Origin of the sequence: Polyangium mundeleinium (assembly GCF_028369105.1) — a bacterium.
Classification (GTDB): domain Bacteria; phylum Myxococcota_A; class Polyangia; order Polyangiales; family Polyangiaceae; genus Polyangium; species Polyangium mundeleinium.
In genome coordinates, this window is sequence record NZ_JAQNDO010000001.1 from 12,251,291 (window position 1) to 12,276,369 (window position 25,079).

At 68.4% G+C, this 25,079-nt stretch carries 18 protein-coding genes; 9 read left to right on the top strand and 9 right to left on the bottom strand.

The features are described 5' to 3' along the window. Positions 1-14: 14 nt before the first annotated feature. From POL67_RS48500 to POL67_RS48520, 5 genes are all read right to left on the bottom strand, one after another. Complete coding sequence (locus POL67_RS48500) at positions 15-578, bottom strand: hypothetical protein (RefSeq protein WP_271928918.1); 564 nt, start codon at positions 576-578, stop codon at positions 15-17. Positions 579-669: 91 nt separating this feature from the next. Further along, on the bottom strand, positions 670-3,378 hold the full coding sequence (locus tag POL67_RS48505) for a MopE-related protein (RefSeq protein ID WP_271928920.1): 2,709 nt from the start codon (positions 3,376-3,378) through the stop codon (positions 670-672). A gap of 21 nt (positions 3,379-3,399) precedes the next feature. Beyond that, complete coding sequence (locus tag POL67_RS48510; RefSeq protein ID WP_271928922.1) at positions 3,400-4,512, bottom strand: tetratricopeptide repeat protein; 1,113 nt, start codon at positions 4,510-4,512, stop codon at positions 3,400-3,402. A gap of 15 nt (positions 4,513-4,527) precedes the next feature. Further along, the gene (locus POL67_RS48515; RefSeq protein WP_271928924.1) at positions 4,528-5,979 is read right to left on the bottom strand and encodes a serine/threonine protein kinase; all 1,452 of its coding nucleotides are present in this window, start codon (positions 5,977-5,979) and stop codon (positions 4,528-4,530) included. A gap of 174 nt (positions 5,980-6,153) precedes the next feature. Further along, a complete protein-coding gene (locus POL67_RS48520) occupies positions 6,154-7,593 on the bottom strand; it encodes a sigma 54-interacting transcriptional regulator (protein ID WP_271928926.1) in 1,440 nt (479 codons plus the stop codon). A gap of 523 nt (positions 7,594-8,116) precedes the next feature. Here POL67_RS48520 and POL67_RS48525 point away from each other — a divergent pair. Then, on the top strand, positions 8,117-8,896 hold the full coding sequence (locus tag POL67_RS48525; RefSeq protein ID WP_271928929.1) for a hypothetical protein: 780 nt from the start codon (positions 8,117-8,119) through the stop codon (positions 8,894-8,896). Between the two features lie 12 nt (positions 8,897-8,908). Here POL67_RS48525 and POL67_RS48530 read toward each other — a convergent pair whose 3' ends face one another. Continuing rightward, positions 8,909-12,427 (bottom strand): VIT domain-containing protein, encoded by a 3,519-nt coding sequence (locus POL67_RS48530; protein ID WP_271928931.1) that lies wholly within the window; start codon positions 12,425-12,427, stop codon positions 8,909-8,911. Positions 12,428-12,474: 47 nt separating this feature from the next. Beyond that, a complete protein-coding gene (locus POL67_RS48535; protein ID WP_271928933.1) occupies positions 12,475-13,698 on the bottom strand; it encodes a hypothetical protein in 1,224 nt (407 codons plus the stop codon). Between the two features lie 213 nt (positions 13,699-13,911). On the opposite strand from POL67_RS48535, the gene POL67_RS48540 reads away from it, so the two are divergent. The 3 genes from POL67_RS48540 to POL67_RS48550 all read left to right on the top strand — a co-directional run bounded on the left by POL67_RS48540 (position 13,912) and on the right by POL67_RS48550 (position 17,960). Further along, positions 13,912-15,009 (top strand): oxidoreductase, encoded by a 1,098-nt coding sequence (locus tag POL67_RS48540; protein ID WP_271928935.1) that lies wholly within the window; start codon positions 13,912-13,914, stop codon positions 15,007-15,009. A 209-nt stretch (positions 15,010-15,218) separates the two neighbouring features. Continuing rightward, positions 15,219-16,925 (top strand): VanW family protein, encoded by a 1,707-nt coding sequence (locus tag POL67_RS48545; protein ID WP_271928937.1) that lies wholly within the window; start codon positions 15,219-15,221, stop codon positions 16,923-16,925. 33 nt (positions 16,926-16,958) lie between these two features. Continuing rightward, complete coding sequence (locus tag POL67_RS48550) at positions 16,959-17,960, top strand: hypothetical protein (RefSeq protein WP_271928939.1); 1,002 nt, start codon at positions 16,959-16,961, stop codon at positions 17,958-17,960. A gap of 10 nt (positions 17,961-17,970) precedes the next feature. Here POL67_RS48550 and POL67_RS48555 read toward each other — a convergent pair whose 3' ends face one another. Next, the gene (locus POL67_RS48555) at positions 17,971-18,759 is read right to left on the bottom strand and encodes a hypothetical protein (RefSeq protein WP_271928940.1); all 789 of its coding nucleotides are present in this window, start codon (positions 18,757-18,759) and stop codon (positions 17,971-17,973) included. A 361-nt stretch (positions 18,760-19,120) separates the two neighbouring features. Here POL67_RS48555 and POL67_RS48560 point away from each other — a divergent pair, with 361 nt between their 5' ends. From POL67_RS48560 to POL67_RS48575, 4 genes are read left to right on the top strand one after another with little or no spacing between them, the layout of a single operon-like run. Next, entirely contained in the window at positions 19,121-20,047 is a 927-nt protein-coding gene (locus POL67_RS48560) for a hypothetical protein (RefSeq protein WP_271928942.1), read from the top strand. 18 nt (positions 20,048-20,065) lie between these two features. Next, on the top strand, positions 20,066-20,344 hold the full coding sequence (locus POL67_RS48565) for a hypothetical protein (RefSeq protein ID WP_271928945.1): 279 nt from the start codon (positions 20,066-20,068) through the stop codon (positions 20,342-20,344). Beyond that, complete coding sequence (locus POL67_RS48570) at positions 20,341-21,093, top strand: hypothetical protein (protein WP_271928948.1); 753 nt, start codon at positions 20,341-20,343, stop codon at positions 21,091-21,093. Before POL67_RS48565 ends, POL67_RS48570 begins: the two co-directional genes overlap by 4 nt. Before the next feature lie 24 nt (positions 21,094-21,117). Beyond that, positions 21,118-22,239, top strand: a complete 1,122-nt coding sequence (locus POL67_RS48575; protein ID WP_271928950.1) for a WD40/YVTN/BNR-like repeat-containing protein — start codon at positions 21,118-21,120, stop codon at positions 22,237-22,239. Between the two features lie 201 nt (positions 22,240-22,440). Here the strand turns inward: POL67_RS48575 and POL67_RS48580 are convergent, their stop codons facing one another. After that, positions 22,441-23,370 carry a hypothetical protein gene (locus POL67_RS48580; RefSeq protein ID WP_271928953.1) on the bottom strand — a complete coding sequence of 310 codons (930 nt, stop codon included), beginning with the start codon at positions 23,368-23,370 and terminating at the stop codon, positions 22,441-22,443. 240 nt (positions 23,371-23,610) lie between these two features. Between POL67_RS48580 and POL67_RS48585 the strand changes: the two genes are divergently transcribed. Continuing rightward, a complete protein-coding gene (locus POL67_RS48585; RefSeq protein ID WP_271928955.1) occupies positions 23,611-25,071 on the top strand; it encodes an FAD-binding protein in 1,461 nt (486 codons plus the stop codon). Positions 25,072-25,079 lie beyond the last annotated feature (8 nt).

The following is a 25,079-nucleotide window of genomic DNA, read 5'->3' on the forward strand; positions in this document are numbered from 1 at the left end:
CTCCGTCGTCAAGCTCAGCAACCGGGCACGGTGACGTCGACGTCGAGCACCGCCGCGGCCGAGACCATCGTCTCCTGCGGGGGGCGCTTGCCCTTCGTCGTCGTCGTGAGCTTCATCGAGGGCGCGACGACGTAAGGTTTCAGCTCAGCGCCCGACACGACGAAATCAAGCGAGGTCTGCCCCTTCGGCACGGGATCGAGCTCGGCCACGAGCACCTTCGGTTGTCCCTCGGTCTCGGCGAAAAATGCAATCGATTCGATGAAATCGAAGTTCGCCCCGGCCGGCCCGTCGATGACGAGCGCGAGGGAGATCATGCGCACGGAGTCGACGTCTTCCTTCGTGACGCCCTGGTTGTCGAGCTCCTGCGTCAGATTGATGCTCTGGAAATCGTCGAACGCGAGGACGCCGAGCAGCTCGTCGAGGATCGTGCCAGGGGGGATCGTCGCCTTGGCGCCGACATCCACTTCGAAATTGTCGAGGTTGTCGCAGCTCGTGACGGCGGCTGCCGCGATCGCAAGGACGAGGTTCTGGAGCGCGACACGGCGGGCCATGCGCGCTGCCGGGAGCGGCTTGTGCATGCCTCATTGAGCCCCGATCCGCGACGCATCGCAAGAGCGCGCGCACGAACCCGCCGTTTTCACGACGAGGAGGAACGTCTACCCGCCCGCCTCAATTCATGTACGCCCCGCGGTCCCAGGCCGCCGCCTGGGGCCGCGCCGCTTGCAGGATGTCGGTCGTGACCGTGCCGTACGTGGCCTGGTTGTAGACGTTTTTCCCGGTCCCGTCGCCCTGGCCGCCCGTCTTCAGCCGGAGATCGCCGCTCGTCGCATTGACGAAGACGCTCGTCACGGTGGGCGTGTTCGACGTGTCGTTGCCGGACGAGGACACGGGGGCGGGCGCGCTGAAGAGGTTGTTGTTGAACCCGAAGACGAGGTTGCTCTCCGCCGAGTCGAGCGAGACGCCCGCGCCCGAGCCGAGGTTCACCGCCGTGCTGCCGCCCGTGATGCTGAACAGGATGTTGTTCGTCAGCCGCCAGCGCATCTTGCCGCTCGACGCCGCGGTGCCCCAGATGCCGTACGTACGGGCGAGCATCGTGTTGTTCGTGAAGATCAGGTTGAAATCGACGCCGCCGCTACTGCCCAGGAAATTGACGAGGTACGCATTGTTGCTCGCCGCTTCGATCACGTTGTTCCGCGCAATCAAGGAGGCCACGCTGGCCGCGTTCGGCCCGGATCCGTTGATGGCATAGGTCACGGCGCCGCTGCTCTTGCCCTCGACGCAGATGCGATTCGAATCGAAGATCGTCGCGCCGCGCTGGTTGCCGAACTGGATGGCCGCGTGCGTCGTCGAGGTGGTGGAGCGGGCGTACACGTCATTGCCGAACAACGTCGAGGTGCTGCCCGTGCAGGCCGTCGCGCCGAGCGCCGCCGAGGTCGCGGCGCCGCCGCTGAACAGCGTCTCGACGTAGTTGCGCACGAACGTGCCGGCGCGGAGGTTGTGCTGCGTGAGCGAGGTCGTGGGCGTCGCGAGCATCCGGAAGCCGCCCCAGACCGCCTTGTTGTGGTCGAGCGTGAGCTGCCCGTAAAACGCGGTGGGGTACGTGTCCGGGTTCCAGTTCGCGAACGAGGAGCTGAATCCGCCCTTGATCGTGAGCTCCTTGGCCACGATGACCGAGGTCGACGCATACCCGCCCTGCGCGACGAGGATCGTGCTGCCCCCGGGCGCCATCGCCACGGCCTTGCAGAGCGTCGCCCAGGCCTTCGCGGGGCTCTTGCCGTCGTTGTTGTCGCTCCCGCCCGCGGCATTGACGTAATACTTGACGGCCGTCTCCGCGATCGAGATCGCGAGGGTCGAGGTCGGGGGGAAGATCTGCTCGCAGTTCGTCGTGAGCGGGTTTTGCGCGGGGATCGCGAAGCTCGTGCAGCTCCCCGAGGCGATCGTCGACGAGCCGCAGGCGCCGCAGGCGAGGCTCTCGTCCGCGTCGCCGTCGCAATCGTTGTCGAGGCCGTCGCAGGTCTCGGCCGACGACTGCACGTTCTGCACGCAGGTGATGATGCCGCCCACGCACATCTCGGTCCCCGCGGCGCACACGCCCTTGTTGAAGGAGAGCGTGCAAGCGGAGCCGCCGTTCGGGTTGCCCTCGTCGATCGTCCCGTCGCAGTCGTTGTCCTTGCCGTCGCAAGACTCCATTTCAGGCAGCATCGAAGGCTTGCACTGGAGCGCGCCCGTCACGCAGAGCGTCTTGCCCGGCGAGCACTCGCCCGGCATGCCCGTCGTGCACGGCTTGTCGGCGTCGACGCCGTGCGTGTCGATCTCGCCGTCGCAATCGTTGTCCTTGCCGTCGCAGATCTCGTCCATCGGGAGCGGCGCCGCGCAGATCAAGGAGCCCCCGAAGCATTTCGTCGAGCCGAACGCGCACTCGCCGAGCTGGTTCGTCGGGCACGCGATGCCGCCGCCGGGGTTGTCCTCGTCCGTCATCCCGTCGCAATCGTCGTCGGCGCCGTTGCAGGTCTCCATCGTGGGCTTCGCGTCGGGCACGCAGTTGAGCGCGCCGCCGTCACAATGGAATGTCCCCGTGGCGCATTGCCCGGGAACACCCGACATGCACACCCCGCCGCCGCCCGGATCGCCGTTGTCGACGACGCCGTTGCAATCGTCGTCCTGGCCATTGCAGATCTCCTCGACGGGGTCCTTCGGCGTGCATTCGGGCGGATCCCCGCCGGCGGGGTTGCAGGTGGACACGCTCACCTGGCAGGCCCCCTCGCCGCAGGTGAGCTCCGGGAAGCCATCATCGACGACGTTGTCGCAATCGTCGTCGACCGCGTTGCACGTCTCGATCGAGGGGAGCGTGTCGCCCTCGCAGGGCCCCCACGTGTTCTCCGCGATGCACGTCTGCGAGCCGTCCTTGCACGCGCCGATGTTCCGCGTGTCCATCGAGCCGGTATAACAGGCCTGCGTCTCGCCGACCGTGCAGGGGCAACCCTCGTCGACCTGGCCATTGCAGTTGTCGTCGATGCCGTCGTTGTCGTCGTCGCAGAGCTCGTCCTGCGAGGGGGAGCCGGGCACGCAAGGCACGGGCATGCCGTCCACGCACGCCTCCACGCTCACGAAGCAAACGCCGAAGCCGCAGGTCGCGAGTGGCAGGTCGTCGATCGTACCATTGCAATCGTCGTCGATCCCGTCGCAGGCCGTCTCCACGGCCGTGCACTCCGCACCGCCGCTGCCGCCCTGGCCACCGACACCGCCCTGGCCGCCGCCCATCCCGCCGGAACCCGTCTGCACGAGCACCGGCTCGTCGATGCCGAGGGCTGCATTGCACCCGGCAGCCCACGCCCCAACCCCCACGAGCACGAGCCCAAGCACCAATGCACGCCGCATGACCGAGTTTCCCTTCGGGCGCTAGAACTGCCCCGTCCAAAGAAAAGAAGAAGGACCCACGAGGATCGCCGTCGTCTGCGTCTTCGTGCGCTTCGGCGCCGTCAAGAAGAGCGCGAGGCCGCCAGCGAACGCGACGCCGCCCGCGATGAAGAGCCCCGTGGAGATGTTGCCGGACTGATAAGCATCTCGACGCGCGTCGTAGCCGAGCTCGTTGCAGGTGTTGCCGGCGCAATGTCCGTCCACCTCGCTCTCGTCGCGCTTCTCCATGGCGCGGAGCCCGAAATACGTGCCCACGGCGCCCGCGCCGAGCCCCGCGATCCCGAGCCCGAGGCCGATGACGCGCTGGGGGCTGAAAAAGCTCTCCTTCGGGGCCTCCGGAATGCGGTCGGGCTCGCGGGGCCCCCGCGGTCCGGGGAGATCCTGCGTCGCCGCCGTATTCGTCCCCTTGGGCGGCTCCTGCCCCTTCGTCTCCGGGGTCGTTTTCGGCTCGGGTTTCGGCGCGGCTTCATCTTCGAGCGCCTGCACCGCGACCGTGAGCTCCGCGCCTTCGGCAATGGCCAGGCTCTTCTCCCAGGACTTTTTCCCAGGCGCGCTGGCGTCGACCACGTGCTCGCCACGCTCGGCCGGCAATCGCTTCCCGAACACCTCGCGCGCGAGCGGGACCCCGTCCAGGGTGACGACGACGTTCGGCAAGGCGAGCACCGCCTCGGGCACGGCGACCGTGATCCAGCCGAGCCGCGGCTCGATCTCGCCCATCCGCGTTTTCGCCTCGTCACCGCGCTTCTGCGCCGTCGATTTCTCGCTGAAACTCTTCGACGTCGAGGCGATGCGCGCCGCGTCGTCCACGATGGTGCGGTACGTCTCCCACGCCCGCGCGAGCCGGCCCATTTTCCGATAACAATCGCCGAGGCCGATGCGGGCGCCGAGGCCGGGGCGCAGCCGCACGACCTCCTCGTATTTCGGACACGCCGTCGCGTAGTCCCCCGCGATGAACGCCGCGCGCGCCTCCTGGAACAGCGCATTCGCCCGTGCCTCGTCGGCCGGGTCTCCCGCGTGTGCGCCCGACGCGACGAGGACGACCCCGAGCGCGACGAACGAACGAACGATCCACGCGCCGGGTTTTCCGCTCATCATGCGCAAAGCCGTCTCCTAATCGATCGAACTCGGAGGCTCGTAAGGCTTGCGGGTCGACTTCGTCCCCGTGCTCTTCGTGGACGGAGGTGGTGCCTGGGTCGAAGCCGGGCGGACGGTTTGCCCGACGGATCCAGTTTTTCCGGGCAATGCAACCGTCTGCGCGGCCGCAGGCGTGCCGGCTGCGGGGGATGGCTCGACGTCGATCGCCTCTTCGCCCACCCCAGGCGGCGACGAGGGCGGCGCGGGATTCGCAGGCTCCGTGCGCGGCGCCTCGCCCGCCGCGATCGGCGGCAAAGGCACGGTGTCAGGCAACCCCGCGCGCGCGACCGAGAGCGGCGCCACGCCGACGAGCACCTGCACCCCGAGCCCACTCACGACCGTGAGCACGAGGCAAGCAAGCCCCACGAGCCCCGGCGTCCAGCGCGAGCGCGCAGGCGGCGCAGGCGGCGTCGAGGCCTGAATCAGCGCGACCGACGCGCGGGTCGTCGACGCTTCTTCGAGCGGCCTCTCCGGCGCATCCGAGCGTCGCACGAGCGGGATCGTCAAGTTCATCCGGAACGAGTCCGGCCCCGACTCCGCGTACTGGTCGCGCAGCTCCGCGATCGCTTCGGTCGCGCGCTGAAAACGATCCTCGGGATGCAAGGCCGTCGCGCGGGCGAACCAGCCGTCGAACCAGGCCGGCAAGACCATGCCGCGGCGGCGTAGCGCGCGCACCGAGGGCATCTCCTCCGGCCCCTCGACGACGCGGCGGATGAGCGCGTACACGCCGTGCTCGCGCGCCTCTTCCTGCCAGTACGCCTCGCCGGTGAGCATCGTGTACGTGATGTGGCCGAGCGCGTGGATGTCGGTCGCGGGCCCGATCTGGCTGCTCTTGCCGGCGATCTGCTCGGGGGCCATGTACGTCGGCGTTCCGACGGCCTGCGTCATGTTCGAGTTCGTCCCCTCGGAGACGATCTTCGCGATGCCGAAATCGAGGATCTTCACGCACGGCGAGCCGTCGTCGCGCTCCGCGATGAACAGGTTGCCCGGCTTGAGATCACGGTGGACGATGCCCCCGGCGTGGGCCTTGTCGAGCGCGAGCGCGACCTGACCGAGGTAGACGAGCGCCTCGTCGATCGGGATGTGGCCGCGCTTCTTCAGCATCGCGCCGACCTCCTCGCCGTGGAGCAGCTCCATCACGAGGAACGGCATGCTCGTGGTCTGATCGATGCCCGCGTCGGTCACGCGCACGACGTGATCGCTCCGAATCTCGCCGGTGATCCGCGCCTCCTGGGCGAACCGATCCCGCAGCACCGCGTCTTCGAGCACGCCGGGAAGCATCACCTTGAGCGCGCACAGGCCATGCGTGCGCTCGTCGCGCGCCTCGTGGACCGCGCCCATCGCGCCCGCTTTGATGCCCCGAAGGACACGATAACGCTCGTGAAATAGCGTTCCAGTCGGGAGAAAGACCACGCTCGGGGCGCCCATGCGTTCCTCGGATTATCCCCCATTATGCCAGAGTTCAGGCACCAGGGACCAAGATCCTACGCTTCACGCACGATGTGATCCCCGACCCCCTCTCGTCCGGGCAAAGCCCGACCGATTCACCCCCCGAGGCGAGCTCGCTTCGCGATCTCGCAGAGCGCCGAACTGTTCGGCGCTCTAGCCCTTCTTCCGCGGCCGAGGAATGTTGTAGGCCGAGAGCTTCGAGACGAACGTACGTCGAGGCATTCCGAGCATCGCCGCCGCCGCAGTCTGGTTGCCCGCGCATTTTTCGAGCGCGTCGATCATGCGCTGCCGTTCGAGCGAGCCGAGCTCTTCTCGCAGGCTGCCGAGCGAGGCCGTATCGACCACGCTGCCGCGGAGCTGCGACGTCGCGTCGTCGGCGGAGATCGAGAACGCCGACAGCGATGGGTCCATCGAGGTGAGCGGGACGGTGCCCGTGAGCGGCACGTTGCGCGGCGAAGAGGCCATGCCCTGCACGCGCCCCTCCAGCACGAGATCCTCGGGCCGGATCACGCCCTCGCAGAGCACGACGGCGCGCTCGATGGCGTTGCGCAGCTCGCGCACGTTGCCCGGCCAGTCGTAGCTCGTCATCGCGGCGAGGGCCTCGCGCGTGATCTCCAGCGGGCTCCTGCCGATCGAGGCCGCCGCGCGCGCCACGAACGTCCGCGCGAGGGGCTCGATCTCCGAGCGACGCTCGCGCAAGGGTGGGATCGAGAGCGCGATGCCGTTGAGCCGGAAGTAGAGGTCCTGACGGAACGTGCCCTTCTGCACCTCGAACGCGAGGTCGCGGTTCGTCGCGGAGACGAAGCGCACGTCGATGGGGCGCGGCGCAAGCCCGCCGACGCGCATCACCTGGCGGTCCTCGAGCACACGCAAGAGCTTCACCTGGATGCCGAGCGGCAGTTCGCCGACCTCGTCGAGGAAAACCGTACCTTTTTCCGCGGTCTCGAAGAGGCCGGGCTTCGAGCGCACCGCGTTGGTGAACGCGCCCTTCTCGTGACCGAAGAGCTCGCTCTCGAGCAGCGACTCGCTGAGCGCGGCGCAGTTGAGGCGTAGAAACGGCCCCGACGCGCGCTGCGACTTGCGGTGGATCGTCTCGGCGAGCACCTCCTTGCCGACGCCCGTCTCGCCGAGCAAAAGCACGCTGATCGGACCCTCGGCGACGCGCTCGGCGAGCGCGTAGAGGCGCTTCATCGCCTCGTCGCGGATCACGTAGCTGCTCGGCGAACCCTCGCCGTGCACCTCGGGCTCCTCATCCTCGAGCTTGCGGACGACGAGGATCGTCGAGCCGAGGTTGATGGCGTCGCCGACGCCGAACTCCACGAGTTTCCCGGCCTCGACGCGCGTGTCGAGCAGGCGCACCGTCCCGCCTGCACCTTTCTCGCGACGCACGGTCGTTCCGTTCGCGCTGCCGAGGTCCTCGATGCGCAAGGGGGGTCCGATGTGGATCAGCGCGTGACGGCGCGACACCGAGCCGTCGTCGATCCGGATGTCGGTCTCCTCGGCGCGGCCGAGGATCACCTTCCCCTCGGCGGGCAGCGGGTGACGGGTGACGCCGCCCGCGGCGAAGACTGCGAGCTCGAGGCGCCCCTTCACGTTCTCGTCGTTCCCTTCGTTCCGATGGACAGCACCGCTCGCGGAACCGTAGGTCGAGCACGCCCCGAAACGCAAGCCACCATGCGTCGGGGTGTTCGCTTCGAACCACCCCCGAGGTGAGCGCGGGCCGTGTGTCCCCTCGCGGAGCGGCTGTCCAACCTGGCCACGGTGGGCCCGCTTCCCTTTCCCCAGCGCCCCGCCCCTCCACCTCGACGACGCGGACACCTCGGCGGGCCCTCCACACGAAAAACGTTTCCTTGTCAACAGTCAAGTTCCCTGTGTGGAATTGCACCAAGTTGCGCCGGTGCGGAGGTGCGCGCCGTGGTGGGGAGACTGCGTCGCAGACCTGATGAGGCAAAGCATCACCGTAGGGCATGTGCGTCAGCCCGATTCCGCCCAAACGCGGGCCCGCGAAGCGCCAATCGAGCAGAATCGGCTCGACAATCCTATGACATGTCCAGTTTCTCGGCCTTTTTCTCTCGTGGCATGGCGAATGCAAAAACATGGGAGCGAGGCTCTCCCTATGAACAGCTTGAAGACCCTCTACGAACCACGCGTCCTTTCTCTCCGCGCCGAGGTCGAGAATGACCACGTCCTCGGCGAGATCCTGGCGGCCGACGCATCCCCCGTCCTGGTCGAGTGCTTCTTGCTCGAATGGTTCGCTCGGACGCCCTATCTCATGCAACCGACCGCGCGCTGGTCGAGGCGCGCCGCCGAGCAATGCGACAAGCTCGGGCTCGGTGCCGTCGCCCAGTCGTTCCGCGAACACGCGGCGGAGGAAGACGTCCGCGCCTCGCTCGTCCTGCGCGACGCGCGCGCCGTCGCTCAGATCATCAACATGCGGTGCGGCATCTCCATCGACGTCGCCATGCTCGCCGAGCGCCCGACCGTCGTCATGCGGGCCTACCGTGTGCTGAACGAGGAGGTCCTCGGGGCCGACCTGCCCCTCGGGTATGCCGCGATCCAGTACGAGATCGAGCGCGTCACGAGCGCGCTCAGCATCGGGCTCTTGCTCCAGGCCCAGCGGGTGCTCGGCGTGGACATGGCCGAGCGGCTCACGTGGCTGCGAAAGCGCGCGACGGTCGGCGTGGAGCGCGCGGCGCTTTATGCCGCGACGCTGGAGACGATCCTCGACGGGATGCCGGAGGCCGCCGAGCAGCTCGCGGAGATCGGCGCCGGCGCGCTCGACATCTACCGGCATTTTTTGCGCGAATGCGTGCAGGCCGCGCAGGCGAGCGCACGCGCGATCACGGGCGAGCGGCCCTCGAACCCGCGGAGCTCGCAGTCCGAGCTCTGCTACTGAGTGGAATGGTTTTTACAGGGAGGTACGCGCGATCCTGCGGAGCCGCTCGATCCCCTCTTCCACGTCGGCGAGCGTGATCTCGCGGAAGCGCAGCGGCGAGGGGCCAGGAATCGAAGGGTCGTACACGAGGCCACGCGGGCGGACGTTTCCCTGGCGGAGGACGTCGGTCACGAAACGGACGCGCTCCTCCTGATCGGCCGGGACGAGCTCTTTTTCGTATTTCGCGAGCACCTCCGCGATGTGCTCCTCGATGCGCTGCTTGTCGAGCTCGGTCTCGGCGACGCCGGTGATGATCGGGATGAGGAGGTTCGCGCGTTCGAGCGGCAAATACAGGCCGCGGGCCGTCCGCGCCACCGTCTTGAACACGTCCTCGGCGCCCACGTATTGACGCAGCGTGGGCAGGCAGCCGACGGCGTGAATGACAATGCCCATCTCGCGGGCGTTTTCGGCCTGCGCATACCAGTGGTGCCCGCAAGGGCAGCCCTGGGGGAAGGCGTCGCCGGAAGGCTCCACGCCGTGCGGCGGCGCGTCGCCGACCCAGACGACGACACGCGCCGCGCGGGGCCGCCAATCGAGCCGCACGAGGTCGAAGAGCCCGTCCGTCACCGATTCCGGGCCGTCGCCGCCGCCCGAGGCCTCCATGCGCTCGACGCCCTTCTTGATCGACGCGATATCGGCGGTGAGGGGCACGACCCGGCTCGCGAAGGAGCGATCCTGCGGGGGATGGTCGCGGTAGCTCACGAGGCCGAGGCGCAGGCTGCGGCAGAGCGGGGCGTGACGAAGGGCGTCGATGATCTCGACGAGCCTGCGCTTCACCTGCTCGATGTATTCGCCCATGCTCCCCGTCTCGTCGACGAGGAACACGAGATCGAGCTCGCCGACCCCGGCGCTCGCCACGCGGGCGATCATTTCGGGTGAATACGCCTCGGAGTCGTTCGATTGCAGCGACGGCGCATTCTGCGAGCGGCCTTGCGGCGCCGGCCTCGCCGGAGCGGGCGCGGACGCCGGTTTCGGGGCGGGGGCGCCTGCGTCGAGGGTCGCGAGCTTGGGCGGCATGGACAGCGCGTCGTCGTCCGCCACCTCGCGGTCCTCCATCGGCATGAAGTCCATCGTCGCCGACGCCGCTTCCTCTTTTGCTTTCCCGCCGATCCCGAAGGCTTCCTTCACCTTCGAGAAAAACCCTCCGCCCCTGGACTTGGACGCCTCGACCGAGGCGAAGTCGGGTGGCGGCGGCGCTTTGGCCGCGGGCGGCGCGCCAAACGCCGGGGAGGGCGGCGGAGGCGCTCCCGGCGCGGGGGGCGGGGCGCCCTTGGCCATCAAGGGTCGCGCAGCACGCGGGCCGGCGGATGCCACGGGCGGGGCAGAGCTCCGAATCGTGCCGGCGCGCGTGCTCTCCTCTCGCTCCTCCCCGAACGAGAGCGATCGCGCGGAGAGCCTATCCATGCCACCGCCCCCTCGCTCCCGCCTCGCCTTTTCGGGGAACGGCCCCGCGCCTTCCGCGACCGGCGCATCTTCCGCCTCCTCCTCGAATTCGTCCTCGCCCCCGTCCGCGTGCGAGGCCACGGCCTCCATTTGCACCTTCTTCGCGGGCCCCTCGACACGTTTCTCGCTGTCCTCGGCCACGAGCGCCGTGTACGGGCTCAGGAGCTTGTGCTTGAGCGCGAGCGCGAGCACCTCCAGGCGCACCTCGGCCGCCTCCCCGGGCGCCTCGGCGAGCCGCGACAAACGCGCGTCGATGCGAAGCTTCGCCCACAGCCGTTCGAGCCCCGGGATCTGATCGGATTGCTCCGGCAGCTCCACGTCGACCTCCTGCCGAAACGGCTCGCCCGTCGCGCGCTCCGCCGTGAGCACGAGCCGGCTCTTCCCCGACCCGGCAAAACGCCCGAGGAGCTGCACGGTTTGTCCCCCAAAGAGCTCGGGCACCGGGCTCGGATACACGTCCACGGGCATCGCATCGTCCCAGGACAAACGCAGGTTCGTGAGCACGGGGCCGGCCTGGCGAACGCGGCGCGCGAACCGCGGCACGACGGTCTCGACGTCCTCGCCGGGCAAAAGCACGTCGCTCGCGCCGCCGCCCGCCCGCGCGAGCCGCTCGACGAGATACCGATTCACGGAAGGCCCCACGCCGAGCACGTAAAGGCGCGTCTCCTTGCCGAGGATCTCCGGCGCGCGCCGGAAGACCCGCCCCTCGTTGCCCACGGCGCCGTCCGTGAGCAGCACGACGAGCCGCGTCCGCCCCTTCTCGGTGGGCAATTTCGCCGCGCGGATGAGCGCCTCTTCGAGCTCCGTGCCGCCGCGCGCCGTCATGCTCCGGAGGAACACGTCGATCTCCTCGACCCATTCTTTCGTGATCGGGACGAACGTCTCGCCTCGTTTGTCCGCGGCGATCCGGTCGTGATCAAACGCGAAGACCTGCGCGCGATCGCCCGGCCCGAGGTGATCGAGGATCAAGCGCACCGCGCGCCGGGCCTGCGAGAGGCTCTGGCCGCGCATCGAGCACGATCGATCGACGAGGAAGACGACGTCCCGCGGCAGCCCCACCTTGGCGAGCTCGCGCGTCGCCGCCACGACCACGCCGCAATATTCGCATTTCCACGCCGGCCCGAGGCCCGGCCATTCCTTCACGACCGAAGGATCCCGCAGCGCGCCGCCGCAGTTGTTGCAGCGGAACGTACGGTGATCGCCGCCCGGGCCGGCCTCCGCGAGCGAGAGATCCTCGATCGGCGCGACCGGCGGCGTCACGACGAGCAGGAACGTGCCCATCTTGTCGGCCTGGCGCTCGAAATGAACCCGAGGCCGCACGCCCTTGTCGTGCGGTGCTTGGTAGGCGAGCACGAAATCGCGGTTCGGGACGGTCTCTGACGCGTGCAGCTTCACGCGGAAAGCGCCGCCTTCGAGGGGCTCGACGTCGAGCCGGTGCGAGGGCGAGCGCGGCGGCTCGATCGGCACGCCGGCGCGGATCTCCACGCAGACGCTCACGTCCGCTTTCCGCTCGCCCGTCGCCGCGCGTGGCGGGCGAATCGCCCCCGCGTCCGGCACCTCGGCGGCCGTCCTCGCGTGGTAACGCTCGGTCGTGACCATCGGGAACACGAAACGCCACTCGCCCTCATCGAACGCGAGCTTCTCCTGATACCCGAGCGTGACCTCGATCGTCTCCCCGTCCGGGATGTTCGCGACACTCAGCGTGAACAGGTTCGGCCGATCCTGTTCGAGCAACGTCGCGCTGCGCCCCTCGCGTCGCGCGGCCTCGTAGGCGCGCTTCGCTTCTTCCTTTTCCTTGACGACGGCCTCGACCGTTCGTGCGCCGATGCGAAAACGCATCGTGTGCACCGACGCCTCGTGCGGGAGCGGGAAGAGGTATTCGGCCTCGATGGGTCCGCCCGTCGTGTTGCGAAAACGCTGCTTCAGCGTGACGCTCGCGACGGGGCCGTTGATCGTGGCCTCGACGTCGGTGTGTTCGAGCGGCAAAGGCGTGCCGCTCGACGTGCGCATGCTGCCCTGGGTGATTCGGTCGGTCGTGGGATCGGTCATGGCGGGCCGAGGCAGATGCTACACCGATCGGCGCGTCGTTCTACCGATCAAGACGTGCGCCGCCCCGGATCGAGCGCGCAGAGCGAGGCGACGAGCGAGGTGAAGCCAGGCGCGCGCTCGTCGGCCGAACGCGACGAGCGTGGTCCGTCCTCGGGCGAAAGCAGGTGCTCGGCCGCGGGCAATCGATACCCCGAGCCGAGCGCAACCGCGCGCAAGAGCTCCGAGGCGTCGTCGCGCCGCTCCTGGTCCCAGTCCGTCTCCACGATGTGCACGAGCAGCTCCGCTTGCAGCGGCACGTCGCCGATCGCGAGCGCCTCGGCCAGCGTGGCCCAGCAAAAATCGGCCGAGCTCGCCTCGCCGAGCTGCGCGCAGAGCCTCGCCACGCGCGCGGCGAGCCGCACGTCTTCGAGCGTGCCGGGGCGCGACCGCCATTTGCGTTCGAGTTGCCCGAGCACCACCTCGGCGAGCGCGCGCGCTTTCGAAGCGTCACCAAAACACGCGAGCACCTCGGCGCGGCGCAGCTCGAAGACGAGCCGCTCCGCCTCGCTGGCCTCCACAGTGTAACGCGCCGCGAGCGCGAGCGCCTCGTCGGGGCGGCCGAGGTGGCAAAGCGCGGAGAGCGCGGCCTCCTTGCGGGCCCATTCGAGCGCGGGGGGATCGGTCACGCCGCGGCGCGAGACGAGCGCGAGCGAGACGACGTCCTCGAGCCTGCGCGCCGCGAGCAGCGCCGAAAGCGCCTCCGTCGCCGACGCGAGCGCGATCGTCCGCGCCGCGGCCGGCTCCAGCGCGAGCACGCTCTCCCATTGCGCGCGTGACACGCGCAAGAGCCCCGCGCCGATCTCCGCACCGAGCCCGAGCGAACGCACGCGCCCGAGGTGCAAGAGCGCCTCATCGAGGCGACCTGCCGCGCGCTCCGCGGCGCCGAGCCCGACGAGCGCGGAGACGGCGAACGCGAGCGCCTCGGCCGATCGTTTCTGCCGCGCGATCACCGCATAATAGCGAACCGCGGCCTCTGCGATGCGGCGCGCGTCCTCGTGCCTGCCGAGGTGCCCCGCGACGATCGTGGCCTCCTCGAAGCACGGGGCGAGCGCCGCGGGCCGCTCCTCGCGGCTCTGCGCGAGCGCCCGGGCGAGCGCCTGCGTGATCGCCCCCGACCATGCGGCGAGCTCCCATCGAACGGCGCGGCCGCGAAGGCTGAGGAATTCATCGACGACGAATCGATCGTCGACGCCCGAGCGCGCCGCGGGCGAGCGCTGTGCAGCAAGGTTCATGCGAGCCTCGTTGAAAACGCGTGCGTCCGCGCGCCGCGCAGCGCGGGCAGCCGGCGCGTCCGGCCCGCCCTCGCCGCGTCCCTCTTCCGAGCCGCGGTACGTCTGCTTTCTTTAATGGATCGCCCGGCGCATTTCAATGAACGATGCCCTGCACGCGGACATTGTGTGTCCGAGGATGGCCCGTGCCCCCGGCGCTGCTAGCCTCGCCGCACGATGGCCTCGAAAGACCTCTTCGAACCGCTCACGTTTCGCAACGGCCTCACGGCGCGCAATCGCATCGCGCTCGCCCCCATGACGAACCAGCAGAGCCACGCCGACGGCACGCTCTCCGACGACGAGCTCCGCTGGCTCGCCCTGCGGGCCGAAGGCGGCTTCGGTGTCGTCGCGACGTGCGCCGCGCACGTCACGCTCGACGGCCAGGGCTGGCCCGGCGAGCTCGGCATCTACGACGACAAGCTCTTGCCGGGCCTCACGCGCCTCGCCGCGGCGCTCCGCGAGCGCGGCACCGTCTCCATCGTCCAGATCTTCCACGGCGGCGCCCGCGCCGACGCGAGCGTCACCGGCACGCGCCCGTGGAGCGCGAGCGAGATCGAAGGCGACCCCGCGAACCCGCGCGCCGCCACGCCCGAGGACATCCAGCGCGTGATCGCCGCCTTCCGCGACGCCGCCGTACGCGCGCACCGCGCGGGCTTCGACGGCGTCCAGCTCCACGGCGCGCACGGCTACCTCCTCGGCCAGTTCCTCAGCGCGACCGGCAACAAGCGCGACGACGCCTACGGCGGCTCCTTCGAGAACCGCGCGCGACTCCTCCGCGAAGCCACGCGCGCCGTGCGTGCCGCCGTCCCTGCTTCGTTCCTCGTCGGCGTGCGGATCTCGCCCGAAGACTGGGGCCAGGCGAAGGGCCTCGACCTCGACGAGAGCCTCACGCTCACGGGCTGGCTCGGCGACGACGGCATCGACTTCCTCGGCGTCTCGCTCTGGGACAGCTTCGCCAACACGAAGAAGCGCCCCGCCGAGCATCCCATCCCGCTCTTCCGCCGCGCTCTCCCGGCGAACGTTCCGCTCTTCGTCGCGGGCAAGATCTGGACGCGCGCCGAGGCCGAGTCGCTCCTCGCCCTTGGCGCCGACGGCGTCTCGCTCGCGCGCGCTGGCATCCTGAACCCCGACTGGCCGCTCCGCACGCGCGACGCGGCGTGGGAGCCCCGCCGCCCTCCGATGAGCGCCGAGGACCTCCTCGAACGTGGCCTCAGCCCGAAGTTCGTCGACTACATGCGGCGCTGGAAGGGTTTTGTCGCTGACGAAACGCGTTAGAGCGCTGCGCCAAAAGAACGCTCGCGAGGGCGCGGGGAAGAAGGGGTCCCGGAACCCGCGCCCCCGCGAGCGGCGTGACACACGGCGGTCGACCAACGAACCGCCGTGCCACGACATCCCTTCTAAACCACCTCGGATGCTTTTGCAACTCTATTGCATTGGTCCGTTCGCTTGACGCGACGCCCCTCTCTTTCCAAGATGCCCGGGCGATGCGGGCCCCGCGATCCTCCGAGGTGAAACGGTATGCGGCGATGGCCGCCGTCGCGATCGCCTCTGGCCTCGGCATCACGTGGCTGCTCCTGCCGCCCGCGCCCGAGGCCCCCGTCGTGCATCCCACGCCCGAGCTGCGCGTCGCCGGCATGGCCGTGCCGATGCAGGGTGATCCGGTCGCGAACGCGCTCGACCTCGTGCGCAGGTACGCCTCCGGCGAGATCACGATCAAGCTGCCCGACGGCACAGGCCGCAAGATCCGCCGCGGCGCGCTCGGCGCCGAGATCGACCGCGTCCGCCTCGCCGGCTTCGTGCGCGAGGCGGTCCGCCCCGACAGCCCCCTCCGCCGCGCCCACGACGCGACGAACGCCGGCAAGCCGCTCGACGTCCCCTTGCCGCTCATCCTCGACGCCGAGGCCGCCGTCGACAAGCTCCTCGCGCTGAAGAGCGAGCTCGACGCGGCCGCGACCGACGCCTACGTCGACCTCGCCCAGAAAAAACTCGTCCCCGAGAAGGACGGCCATCGGCTCGACGTCTACGGCACGATCGCGCGCATCGACGCAGCCTTCCGCCAGGGCGCGGACGAGGTCGCGGCCTCGGTGGAAAAAGTCCCGCCGAAGCGCCGCGCCGAGCAGATGGGCAACGTCCAGTTCGGCCACGTGCTCGGCTACTTCGAGACGCGTTACACGCAAGGCGAGCGCACGCGGGACCGCACGTACAACCTTCGCCTCGCGGCCTCGAAGCTCGACGGCACCGTGATCATGCCCGGCGAGATCTTCGACTTCAACGACGTCGTCGGCCCACGCGACGAGGCGCACGGCTACCGCGTCGCGACCGTCATCGCGCAAGGCGAGCTCGTCGACGGCCTCGGCGGCGGCACCTGCCAGATCTCCGGCACGCTCCACGGCGCAGCCTTCTTCGCGGGCCTCGACATCGTCGAACGGTACCCGCACTCGCGGCCGAGCTCCTACATCAAGCTCGGCCTCGACGCGACCGTCGTCTACCCGACGATCAGCTTCCGCTTCCGCAACCCCTTCGACTTCCCGATCGTCCTGCACGAGACGGTCTCGGACGGCGTCGTGCGCGCCGAGATCCTCGGCCCCGAGCGCCGCCACACGGTCACGTACTTCCGGCGCATCGACGCGATCCTCCCGTTCGAGGAAGTCGAGCGCCAGACGCCCAAGCTCCCCGAGGGCATGCGCGTGCTCGCGCAGCGCGGCATCCCTGGCTTCAAGACCACGAGCTCGCGCGTCGTGCGCGACGGCGCGCACGCGCATCGTTACAAGTGGAGCGACTCGTACCCGCCGACGGCGCAGATCATCAACGTCGGCACCGGCCCGAAGGAGCTCGACGTCAAGGCGAAGGACGACGACCACCTCGAGTACGTCGTGGATGACTACCTCGTGGTCACCCAGGGCCCCGACATCCGCACGCCGGGCGTCACCGAGCCCCAGCCTGGCGGCGGCACGATCGAGAACCGCGAGCCCGGACAGGCGAGCAAGCCTGGCTACTACGAAAAGCTCGGCTTCTCGCACTACCGCAGCAAGAACACGGAAGGCGCGAGCGCGAGCGAGGGCGAGGCGCCGGTGACGCAGCCTGCCTCGGCGGAGCCGAAGGACGGCGACAAGTCCAAGAAGCCCGAGGACGACAAGGGCAAGAAGAAGAAGCGCAAGAAGAAGAAGCCCGCGTCCGAGAGCGGGACCTGACAACCTCCGCGCATCGGGCTACCCTGCGCGCCCGTGCTCTCCCCCCACGTACGCTTCGAGGGGTTCACCGCGACGGACTGGGTCCGCGTCCTGTCGCTCTTTCGGCCGCGACGCACCACGGGCGAGCTGCGTGATCCCAACCGCCCGCGCGGCGGCGTGATCGCCATCCACGACCACGGCCGCCTCCGCAAGCTCCTGCACACGAACGTCGGCCGCCTCGGCATCGACGACATCACGTGGCCGATGACCGCGGAGGAGCTCGCGACGCGCCACGAGGCGAGCTTCTGCATCGTGCTGGAGAGCGGCACGCTCGAACGGATCATGGAGCGCTTCGCTTCGCGCGCGCGCAAAGGCGACGACCTCGCGACGCAGACGCTCACGCTCTTCTCGCTCGCGCAAGCCGAGCTCGCGGCGGGCCGCCTCTCGGCCTGGCCGCTGCGCCTGCGCGGCGTCCCGATCCCGACGGCGGGCATGGTGCGCACGAGCCTCGACGCGGTGTGCCCGATCGGCAAGGCGCTGGTGCTCGGCATCTTCGAGGGCGGCGAGCTCTGGACGAGCGTGGCGCTGCGGCGCGGACAGGACGGGATCAGCTTGATCCTCGGCCCCGACGAGATCCGCGGTGACATGGGCCTGCTCTCGGGGGACTGGCGGCGCGACTACCGGCACCTGTCGCATGCGATCGAGGATCGCGTCGGGCCCATCGCGTTCGGCTGCTACGCGGAGACGGCGACGTTCCGCGCGCTCGAAGTGGACCCGAGCCCGGGTGCGTGGGCGCGCGCGGCGTTCGTGCGCGACATCATCCTTTCGCCGCTCCCGGCTCCGATGGCGATTCCGCTGGGGATCGACGCGAGCCGCGCGGCGTTTCTGGCGATGCGCAAGGTGATGGAGCGGGTCGACTCGGGCGGGGTGGTCGCGGGGTCGATCGAGCGGCTTTGGGATCGGGCTGCGAAGAGCGCGCAACATGGAGAGCTCGAAGAGATGCTCGGCTTCCATCCGCTGGAGCTCTTGCGCAAGCTCCTCGTGCGCGAGGATTGAGCCCGGCGCCTCAACGGCGAAAGAGCCGATTCCACCAGGAGCCCCGCTCCGTCATCCGCGCTTCGACGCGCCCTGCCTTGGCCAGCCAGCCATACTGCCACGCGACGACCTTCGGGCGCGCCGATGCGTGGACCACCTCGACGACCTTGGTCCCGAGCCCGAGGGCGCCGAACCGGGGACGCATGGCCTCGGCCGCAGCGCGCTCGTCGAAGATCATGGATAGTTCTGCGAAAAACCTCGGTGGGGCGTCGAGCTCGACGTTGCGGATCACTTTGCGCGTGAGATCGAGGTACCGCTCGACCTCGGCGGTCGTCCCCGAAGACTCGCGGAGGGGAATCTGGAGAAGCCCGATCAAAAGGCATTCTCCATCCCTGTCCACGATCTGCCTACCGAACAGGCTCGGCCCGAGCGCCGCGAGCTTCTTCTCAGCGACGTCGCGACGCGCGCCCAGATAGAGAATCACCGTCGATTCCAAATTCGGCCAGCGCCCGCCATACCCGCCTGCGAGCTCGATCCCGTACACGGAGGTGCGGATTTCGTCGATGCGCTCCGCGGAGATCTCCGCGAGAGGCATCGAGAGGGTCCCGACCAGTCGGTATTCCTTGTGCGCGTCGACATGGCGGCCCCAAAAGCCGAGGACCTCGGCCCGCTCTTCTTCGGGGAGCGATCGAGAGAACGTACAACCCATGCCGTGCATCTCGACGACATCGGCCGGCGCCCCGCGCGACGCATCGGGCTCCCCCACGAACCAGTCCATGAACCCGGGGATGGTCTCGATGTCGGATGGAGATGTGAACATGGATTGCGGCGGTCCCGAGGACGGCAATGGAACCACGCAACGGAGCGGCAGAGCAAGGGGCAGGTGCGAATCCTCCGACGCATGCCGCACCGCAGGAACCTGCCACCTCCGCTTCCCAGGATCCCTCGACGGCGGCGTGGAATCTTCCGCGCGCATTGCCGATCCGATTATGGACGAAGAATGTCCCATTCGCGTGACGTTCGTGTCTTGACCGATTCATGCTTTTCGTTCATGACGAAGACTTCGCGAATGCCATCCGTGTGGTCGATGGCATGGCCATGAATTTGCGCCGCCCATGTACCTGCATGGTTGTGGGTTCATGCGGAGGGACGGGCCTGCGAAGAATTGGAGGATCCTCATCATGGGACCGCTCGAACTCAACAAGCTCGAGGAATCTGCCACGGGTCGGGCGATCGACGCCGTCCTCAAGGGACAGGCCGTGCTCGACAATTTCGTGGATTTCACGTCCGGCCTCGTCCGCAACGTCTTCGGCACGCTCGTCGATTCGACGATGGAGCAGCTCGAGGCCTACGCCGAGCTCGTCGCCAGCGTCTCCGGCTCGCTCCAGCAGTACGAGCAGCGCACCTTCCCCAACCTGGAACGCGACACGGGCGACGTCATCAAGTACATCGCGAACTTCGTTCGACCGACCTTCGCCGACACGTCGTGGACCACGTTCTCGCGCTCCGGTGCCGTCTACACGCCGACCGTGATCAAGATCGACGCGGCGAAGCTCGAGGATTTCAAGGCGCATTACGCGGGCGTCGTCGCCACCGTCCAGGTCACCGGTGATTCGAGCGCCGTCGAGCACACGATCTCCGACGCGAACGTCATCGAGGCGGGCACGATGCCCGCCGCGCGCCTCTATGCCTTCACGCTCGCGAAGTTCCGCAAGGAGATCAAGGCCTCGTATGACAAGCTCCTCATCCTCCTCAAGCTCGGCATGCAGAAGCTCGTCATCACCGAGGGCCGCATCATGACCAAGATGACGTTCCATGTGACCGCGTCCGAATCCGACGCGCAGCAGTCGAGCAGCGCGACGACCGATTACACGGTGCAGACTTCGCACATCGGCGGCAGACTCAGCGGCTCGGTGCTGAAGCGCGCCATCGGGTTCCAGCTCGGCGGGTCCAGGACCAAGCAGTCCTCCACGATCAAGGTCAACGTCGTGAACGAGCAAAAGACCGCGGTCACGACCCTCGACACCGATATCATGGGCGCGGTGGAGCTGAAGTTCCGATCGGATTATTTCCCCTCCTTTGATCCGGAAGCGCCCGTCGGCCCCTGAGCGCCTGGGAAGAGGCCCATGAACCACGGCGAGCTCGGTGAATTCGTGGAGGCGCTGCGCCGGGAGGCTGCGAGCGCGAGCGCCCGCGCGATCGAGCTCGAGGGCGCCGGGGCGGGCCAAAGCATCGCCCCGGCGCCCGTCTCGATCGAGCGTATCGAGATCGATATGCCGGCCTCGATCGTCTGCCACGCGCGCGGCGTTCGTATCGGGCTTCGCCGTCCGCGCGCGGCCCATTTGCTCTCCCGGATCGTGGTCGTCCTCGCCCCGCGCGCGGACGCCTTGGAGGAACGTGCATGACGACCAACCTGGAGTTCCCGCTCGCCGATCTCACGACGACGCTCGTGCGGGATGTCTTCCGCTCGATCACGGATTCGGCCATGGAGCAGGCCGAGGCCTATGCCGATCTCGCCGCTGAGGTCGGAATGCCGCTCGAAGCGTATCAGGAAAAGATCCTCGGCCTCACGGACGCGGAAAAGCAGACGACCGTTGAAACCTACATCCGAACGGTCGTCCTCCCCCTGCTCGTGCTCCCGACCGCGGAGATTCCGGACCCTGTCTATTTCGCCGAGTCGCGAAGAGAGGCCTTCCTCGCCCATTTTCATCGCGTCGTGGCGAAAGACGTGGCCGGCGCGCCCCGGCTCGTGAGTGAACTCGTCGAGCCGTCCCAGAGCGCCGTCTTTCCGTGGTTCGTGCAAAAGGCGAACCTCCTCTCGCTCGTGACTGCGAAGACCCGGAGGGACGCGGCGCTCACCCACGCGCGCGTGACGGCCTTGCTCCGCGCGGGGCTGCCGAACATCGTGGTCACGGGGGGCCAGATCTGCACGAAGGTGACGATGACCATCTCGCAATCCGAGGTCTCGTCCCCGAGCCCCGCGCCAGGCACGACGGCGCCCTCGCCAAAACCTGCGTCCTCGCTCGGCGTGCGCGTGCGGGTCGCCAATGAACGCTCGATCGCCGCTTCGAAGAGCATGGAGCTCGTCGGCAGCGTGCGTATCGACTTCCGCGCCGGCACCTTTCCGCCCCTCGCGCCCGCCTCGACGAAATGATCACCGGGAACCGGAGGTAACGTCATGGCATTCGTCACGCTCACGCATTTCCTCTCCGCGTTCCGCACGTCGCTCGCGAAGGTCGAGCAGTCGGACGGATTCGCCGTCTCCGAGCTCAAGGTCGAAGTGCCGGCCATCCTGTCGCAAAAGGGCCTCGAGGTCTTGCTCGAGGTGCCGAACCCCGAGGCCGGCATCACGCCGGATCCAGCGTATCTGGCGAGGCTCACGATGAGCTTCTCGGCGCTCCCGCCCGGGGCCGAGCTCACGGGCCCGGGGGGCGCGCCCGTCGATCCGTGGAAGGCGCTTTATTCGGGCACGACCGAGAGCCTCTACGGCATTCACGCGAGATCCTCGGGGGACGTCCACGCCGTGGGAAAGCTCGGCGTCCTTTTGTGGTCGCCGGACGGCGAGACGTTCGGCCCCGCGAGCGACGCGACCGGCGAGCGCCTGCACGCCCTGTGGGGCAGTGGCGCGGGCGAGCTCTGCGCCGTCGGTGCCAATGGGCTCATCCTCCGCTGCCCGAAGCCGGGGGGGGCGTGGGCCCCCGTCGCGAGCACCACGAACGTCTCGTTGAATGGCATCACGGGCACGGGATCGGGGTTGATGTACGCCGTCGGCGACGCGGGGACGCTTCTCCAATCGATTTCCTCGGGCACGGCATGGCAGCCCCTGCCCGGTCCCTCGAAAACCCATCCCCTGCATGCGGTCTGGTCGTCCTCGAACGGGCGTGCTCACATCGTCGGAGGCGCGGGGACGATCGTCTCCAAGACGGGCGACCATTTTCAGCCGACGGCGAGCGGGACCTCGCGGGACCTCTTCGGCGTATGGGGAAGTGGTCCGAACGATGTATACGTGGTCGGCGCGGGGGGTAAGATCCTGCATTCGACCGACGGACTCCAGTGGACCGCGCAACCGAGCGGGACGACCGAGAACCTGTATGCGGTCTGGGGCAGCGGTCCCGGGGACGTGTATGCCGTGGGGCGCGGTGGAACGATCCTGCATACGTCGGACGGCGGCACGACGTGGAAGCTGCAGAAGAGCGGGACGACGGAGGCATTGCACGCGATCAGCGGAACCGGCCCGGGCGAGGTATGGATTGCGGGCGCGGCGGGCACCCTCCTGCGCCGGACGAGCGCCGCCGCATGACACGCGCATGGGCAAAAAGCCCTTGACAGAAATGCGATTTTGATTCAAATGGATGGAGTAAGCACTTCGGCTGCGCGCTCCGGAAGTGGGCGGTAATATCCGAAGCGAGGAGATCGTCCTGAGAGGCAGAAGAAGCCTTGAGGGGCGGATTTTTGCGGGTACGACCGCTCGCTTCCGGGGCGCGCAGCGCCATTTCATCCTTCAATGGTAAACTTCCAGAAGGAGGATGGGGGCCTCGTCGCCGGCAACGGTCCATTCGGACGCCAGGTAGGCCATGCCGTCGGGGAGATCATCGAGGTGAACCTCGACCGTCATGGCGAGGTGGAGCTCGCCGTCCCGTTTCCAGAAATCGAATCGTTCGGCGGGTGGGATCCACCTCAGGTCGTGGCCGACATCGGCGACCACGAACCGAACGGGACCCCGGCGTAAGAGGTCGCGAATGGCGACGCGGTCGAGGGTACGGAGGCGCGTCGCGGGCAGCGCGCCATCGTCCGTCCAGAGCTCCTCGATCGGGATTCGGGTCACGATTTTACTTCGACGCATCGCCTGCTCCATCTCTGCCCCGAGGGCCTTCACTGCGCTGCTGGCCGCCACGATCCCGATGTCGGGGTGAGCATCCCGATATGCTTTGATGGCCTCCATCCGCTTGCCCTCCGTCACGAGCGATCGGACGCGATTCTGTGGAGCTTGCGGCGGAACGGGCGTGCGGCCCTCCTGGTAGGCTGGCGACGAGATCAAGGTAACGAAGCGGGTCGCCAGGTGCGCGAGGGCGGACGCGGGTCCTTGCTCGATCGCATTCCAATACGCGGCGGCGTCATCGGCCAAGATCACGCCAGGGCTGAAGCTAGACCCGTCCTCGGACGCCGGCCGTGCATTGCGAGGCTCTGGCACCGCCCCACGGAGGAGCGAAAGCCAGCGTGCTTCTTCGGGCGACCCTCGGGGGACGAGCCGGTCATTCGCATAAAACTGCGTCGTGCCCTCCCGCTGGCTTTGAATGGCCCAATCCAGAAAAAGCTCGACCCGCGCTTCGTCCTGGTCCACGGCGTGAAGCGAGAGAGAGCCGCCGTCCAGCGCCATGGCGCCATGCAGGAGCCGGAGCTCCGTCGGCAATCGTTCGGCCTCGCTGGTCACGACATCCTCCCCCTCCACGTTGGAACGAACCAGATACCTACACGTACCGACAACGTAAGTCCACCCCGGGCGAGCTTCAAAAATAGCGACACACTCGACCCAAAGGACTATCCTCCCAGCGAAGGCGAGGCATTCGCCCTCGTCCACGGCTTGAATGTCCCCATTGCGCCCCATCGGGCCAGGTCCACGCGTGGTACTGGCACCACACCTGCACCCGATACCGAACAGGAGCAGCCCCTCATGCCCGATTCCCTTCCGCGCCGTCGTTTTCTGAAGAGCGTCGTGGCCGCCGCGGCCGTGGCCGTGGTCGCCTTTGATCCCGCCAAGAAAGCCTGGGCCTCGCATCATGGGCCGGGAAAGGTGAAGATCCCGAAGCTCGACGGCGAGCTCCTCTTCGACGCAGCGACGCGGGCCCAAGCCGCCGACGATTTTGGTCACATCATCAGCGAGACGCCGAGCGCCGTGCTCGTCCCGGGCTCGGTGGACGACATCGTCGCCATCGTGAAATTCGCCCGTAAATTCGGATTCGCGGTCGCCGGCTCGCGTGGGCTCGGCGAGAGCCACAGCACGTACGGCCAAGCGCAGCTCGACGTCGGCGTGGTCATCGACATGCGGGCGCTCGCGGAGATCCACGAAATCAGCGCGCATGGCGTGCTCGTCGATGCGGGCGTGCGGTGGAGCGAGATTCTCGCCGTCACCGTGCCGCTCGGCAAGAGCCCGCCCACGCTCACCGATTACATCGAGCTCAGCGTCGGCGGGACGCTGTCCATGGGGGGAATCGGCGGCCAGGTGTCCCGGCACGGGCTTCAGGTCGACAACGTGCTCGAATTGGAGGTCGTCACGGGGGAAGGCAAGCGGGTCAAGTGCTCCCCCACGAAACGCGCGGACCTCTTCCACGCGGTGCGAAGCGGGCTCGGGCAGTTCGGGATCATCGTGCGGGCGCGAATCCGCCTCGTCAACGTCGCCCCGATGGCGCGCGTCTACACGGCCACCTACACGGACGCTGCCGTCTTCGCGGCGGATCAAATCGCGCTCGCGGACGACCAGCGCTTCGATTACCTCGAAGGAATGGCGGAGCTCCAGCCCGCGGGCGCCCCCATCTACAAGCTCGAAGCGACGAAATACTTCACGCCGGGCGCGCCGCCGAACGACAGCGCCATGCTCGCGGGGCTCTCCTTCGTCCCGGGGACGGAGGTCACGAACGACGTCACGTATTTCGATTTCGCGAACCGCATCGCGCCCACCGTGGCGTTCTTGCAATCGGTCGGCGCCTGGGCATTGCCGCACCCCTGGATCGACGTCTTCGTGCCGGGCCCGGACGCGGCGGCGTTCGTCGAGAGCAGGCTCGCCGAGGAGGACGCTTCGACGATGGGCGGAGGTCCGATCCTGTTTTATGCATTCCGGCGGGACAAGGTGACGACGCCCTTCCTCGCGTTGCCCGACACCGAGCACGTGTTTCTGTTCAGCCTGCTGCGCTTCGCCCCGCCGGTGCCCTCGGCCGTCGCGGCTCTCGTCGCGCAAAACCGCGCCCTCTATGACGAGCTCGTTCCGCTCGGAGGAAAGCGGTACCCGATCGGCTCGCTCGACGTCACGCAGGCCGACTGGCAGGACCACTTCGGCGACGCGTGGGCCGATTTCGTGGACGCGAAGGACAAGTACGATCCCGACTACGTGCTCACGCCAGGGCACGGGATTTTCTGAGTCGGCTT

Bases quoted from the DNA above. Each gene is read 5' to 3' on its own strand.
- POL67_RS48500 (WP_271928918.1), bottom strand. From the start codon at position 578: ATGCACAAGCCGCTCCCGGCAGCGCGCATGGCCCGCCGTGTCGCGCTC.
- POL67_RS48505 (WP_271928920.1), bottom strand. From the start codon at position 3,378: ATGCGGCGTGCATTGGTGCTTGGGCTCGTGCTCGTGGGGGTTGGGGCG.
- POL67_RS48510 (WP_271928922.1), bottom strand. From the start codon at position 4,512: ATGATGAGCGGAAAACCCGGCGCGTGGATCGTTCGTTCGTTCGTCGCG.
- POL67_RS48515 (WP_271928924.1), bottom strand. From the start codon at position 5,979: ATGGGCGCCCCGAGCGTGGTCTTTCTCCCGACTGGAACGCTATTTCAC.
- POL67_RS48525 (WP_271928929.1), top strand. From the start codon at position 8,117: ATGAACAGCTTGAAGACCCTCTACGAACCACGCGTCCTTTCTCTCCGC.
- POL67_RS48530 (WP_271928931.1), bottom strand. From the start codon at position 12,427: ATGACCGATCCCACGACCGACCGAATCACCCAGGGCAGCATGCGCACG.
- POL67_RS48535 (WP_271928933.1), bottom strand. From the start codon at position 13,698: ATGAACCTTGCTGCACAGCGCTCGCCCGCGGCGCGCTCGGGCGTCGAC.
- POL67_RS48540 (WP_271928935.1), top strand. From the start codon at position 13,912: ATGGCCTCGAAAGACCTCTTCGAACCGCTCACGTTTCGCAACGGCCTC.
- POL67_RS48545 (WP_271928937.1), top strand. From the start codon at position 15,219: ATGCGGGCCCCGCGATCCTCCGAGGTGAAACGGTATGCGGCGATGGCC.
- POL67_RS48555 (WP_271928940.1), bottom strand. From the start codon at position 18,759: ATGTTCACATCTCCATCCGACATCGAGACCATCCCCGGGTTCATGGAC.
- POL67_RS48560 (WP_271928942.1), top strand. From the start codon at position 19,121: ATGGGACCGCTCGAACTCAACAAGCTCGAGGAATCTGCCACGGGTCGG.
- POL67_RS48565 (WP_271928945.1), top strand. From the start codon at position 20,066: ATGAACCACGGCGAGCTCGGTGAATTCGTGGAGGCGCTGCGCCGGGAG.
- POL67_RS48570 (WP_271928948.1), top strand. From the start codon at position 20,341: ATGACGACCAACCTGGAGTTCCCGCTCGCCGATCTCACGACGACGCTC.
- POL67_RS48575 (WP_271928950.1), top strand. From the start codon at position 21,118: ATGGCATTCGTCACGCTCACGCATTTCCTCTCCGCGTTCCGCACGTCG.
- POL67_RS48585 (WP_271928955.1), top strand. From the start codon at position 23,611: ATGCCCGATTCCCTTCCGCGCCGTCGTTTTCTGAAGAGCGTCGTGGCC.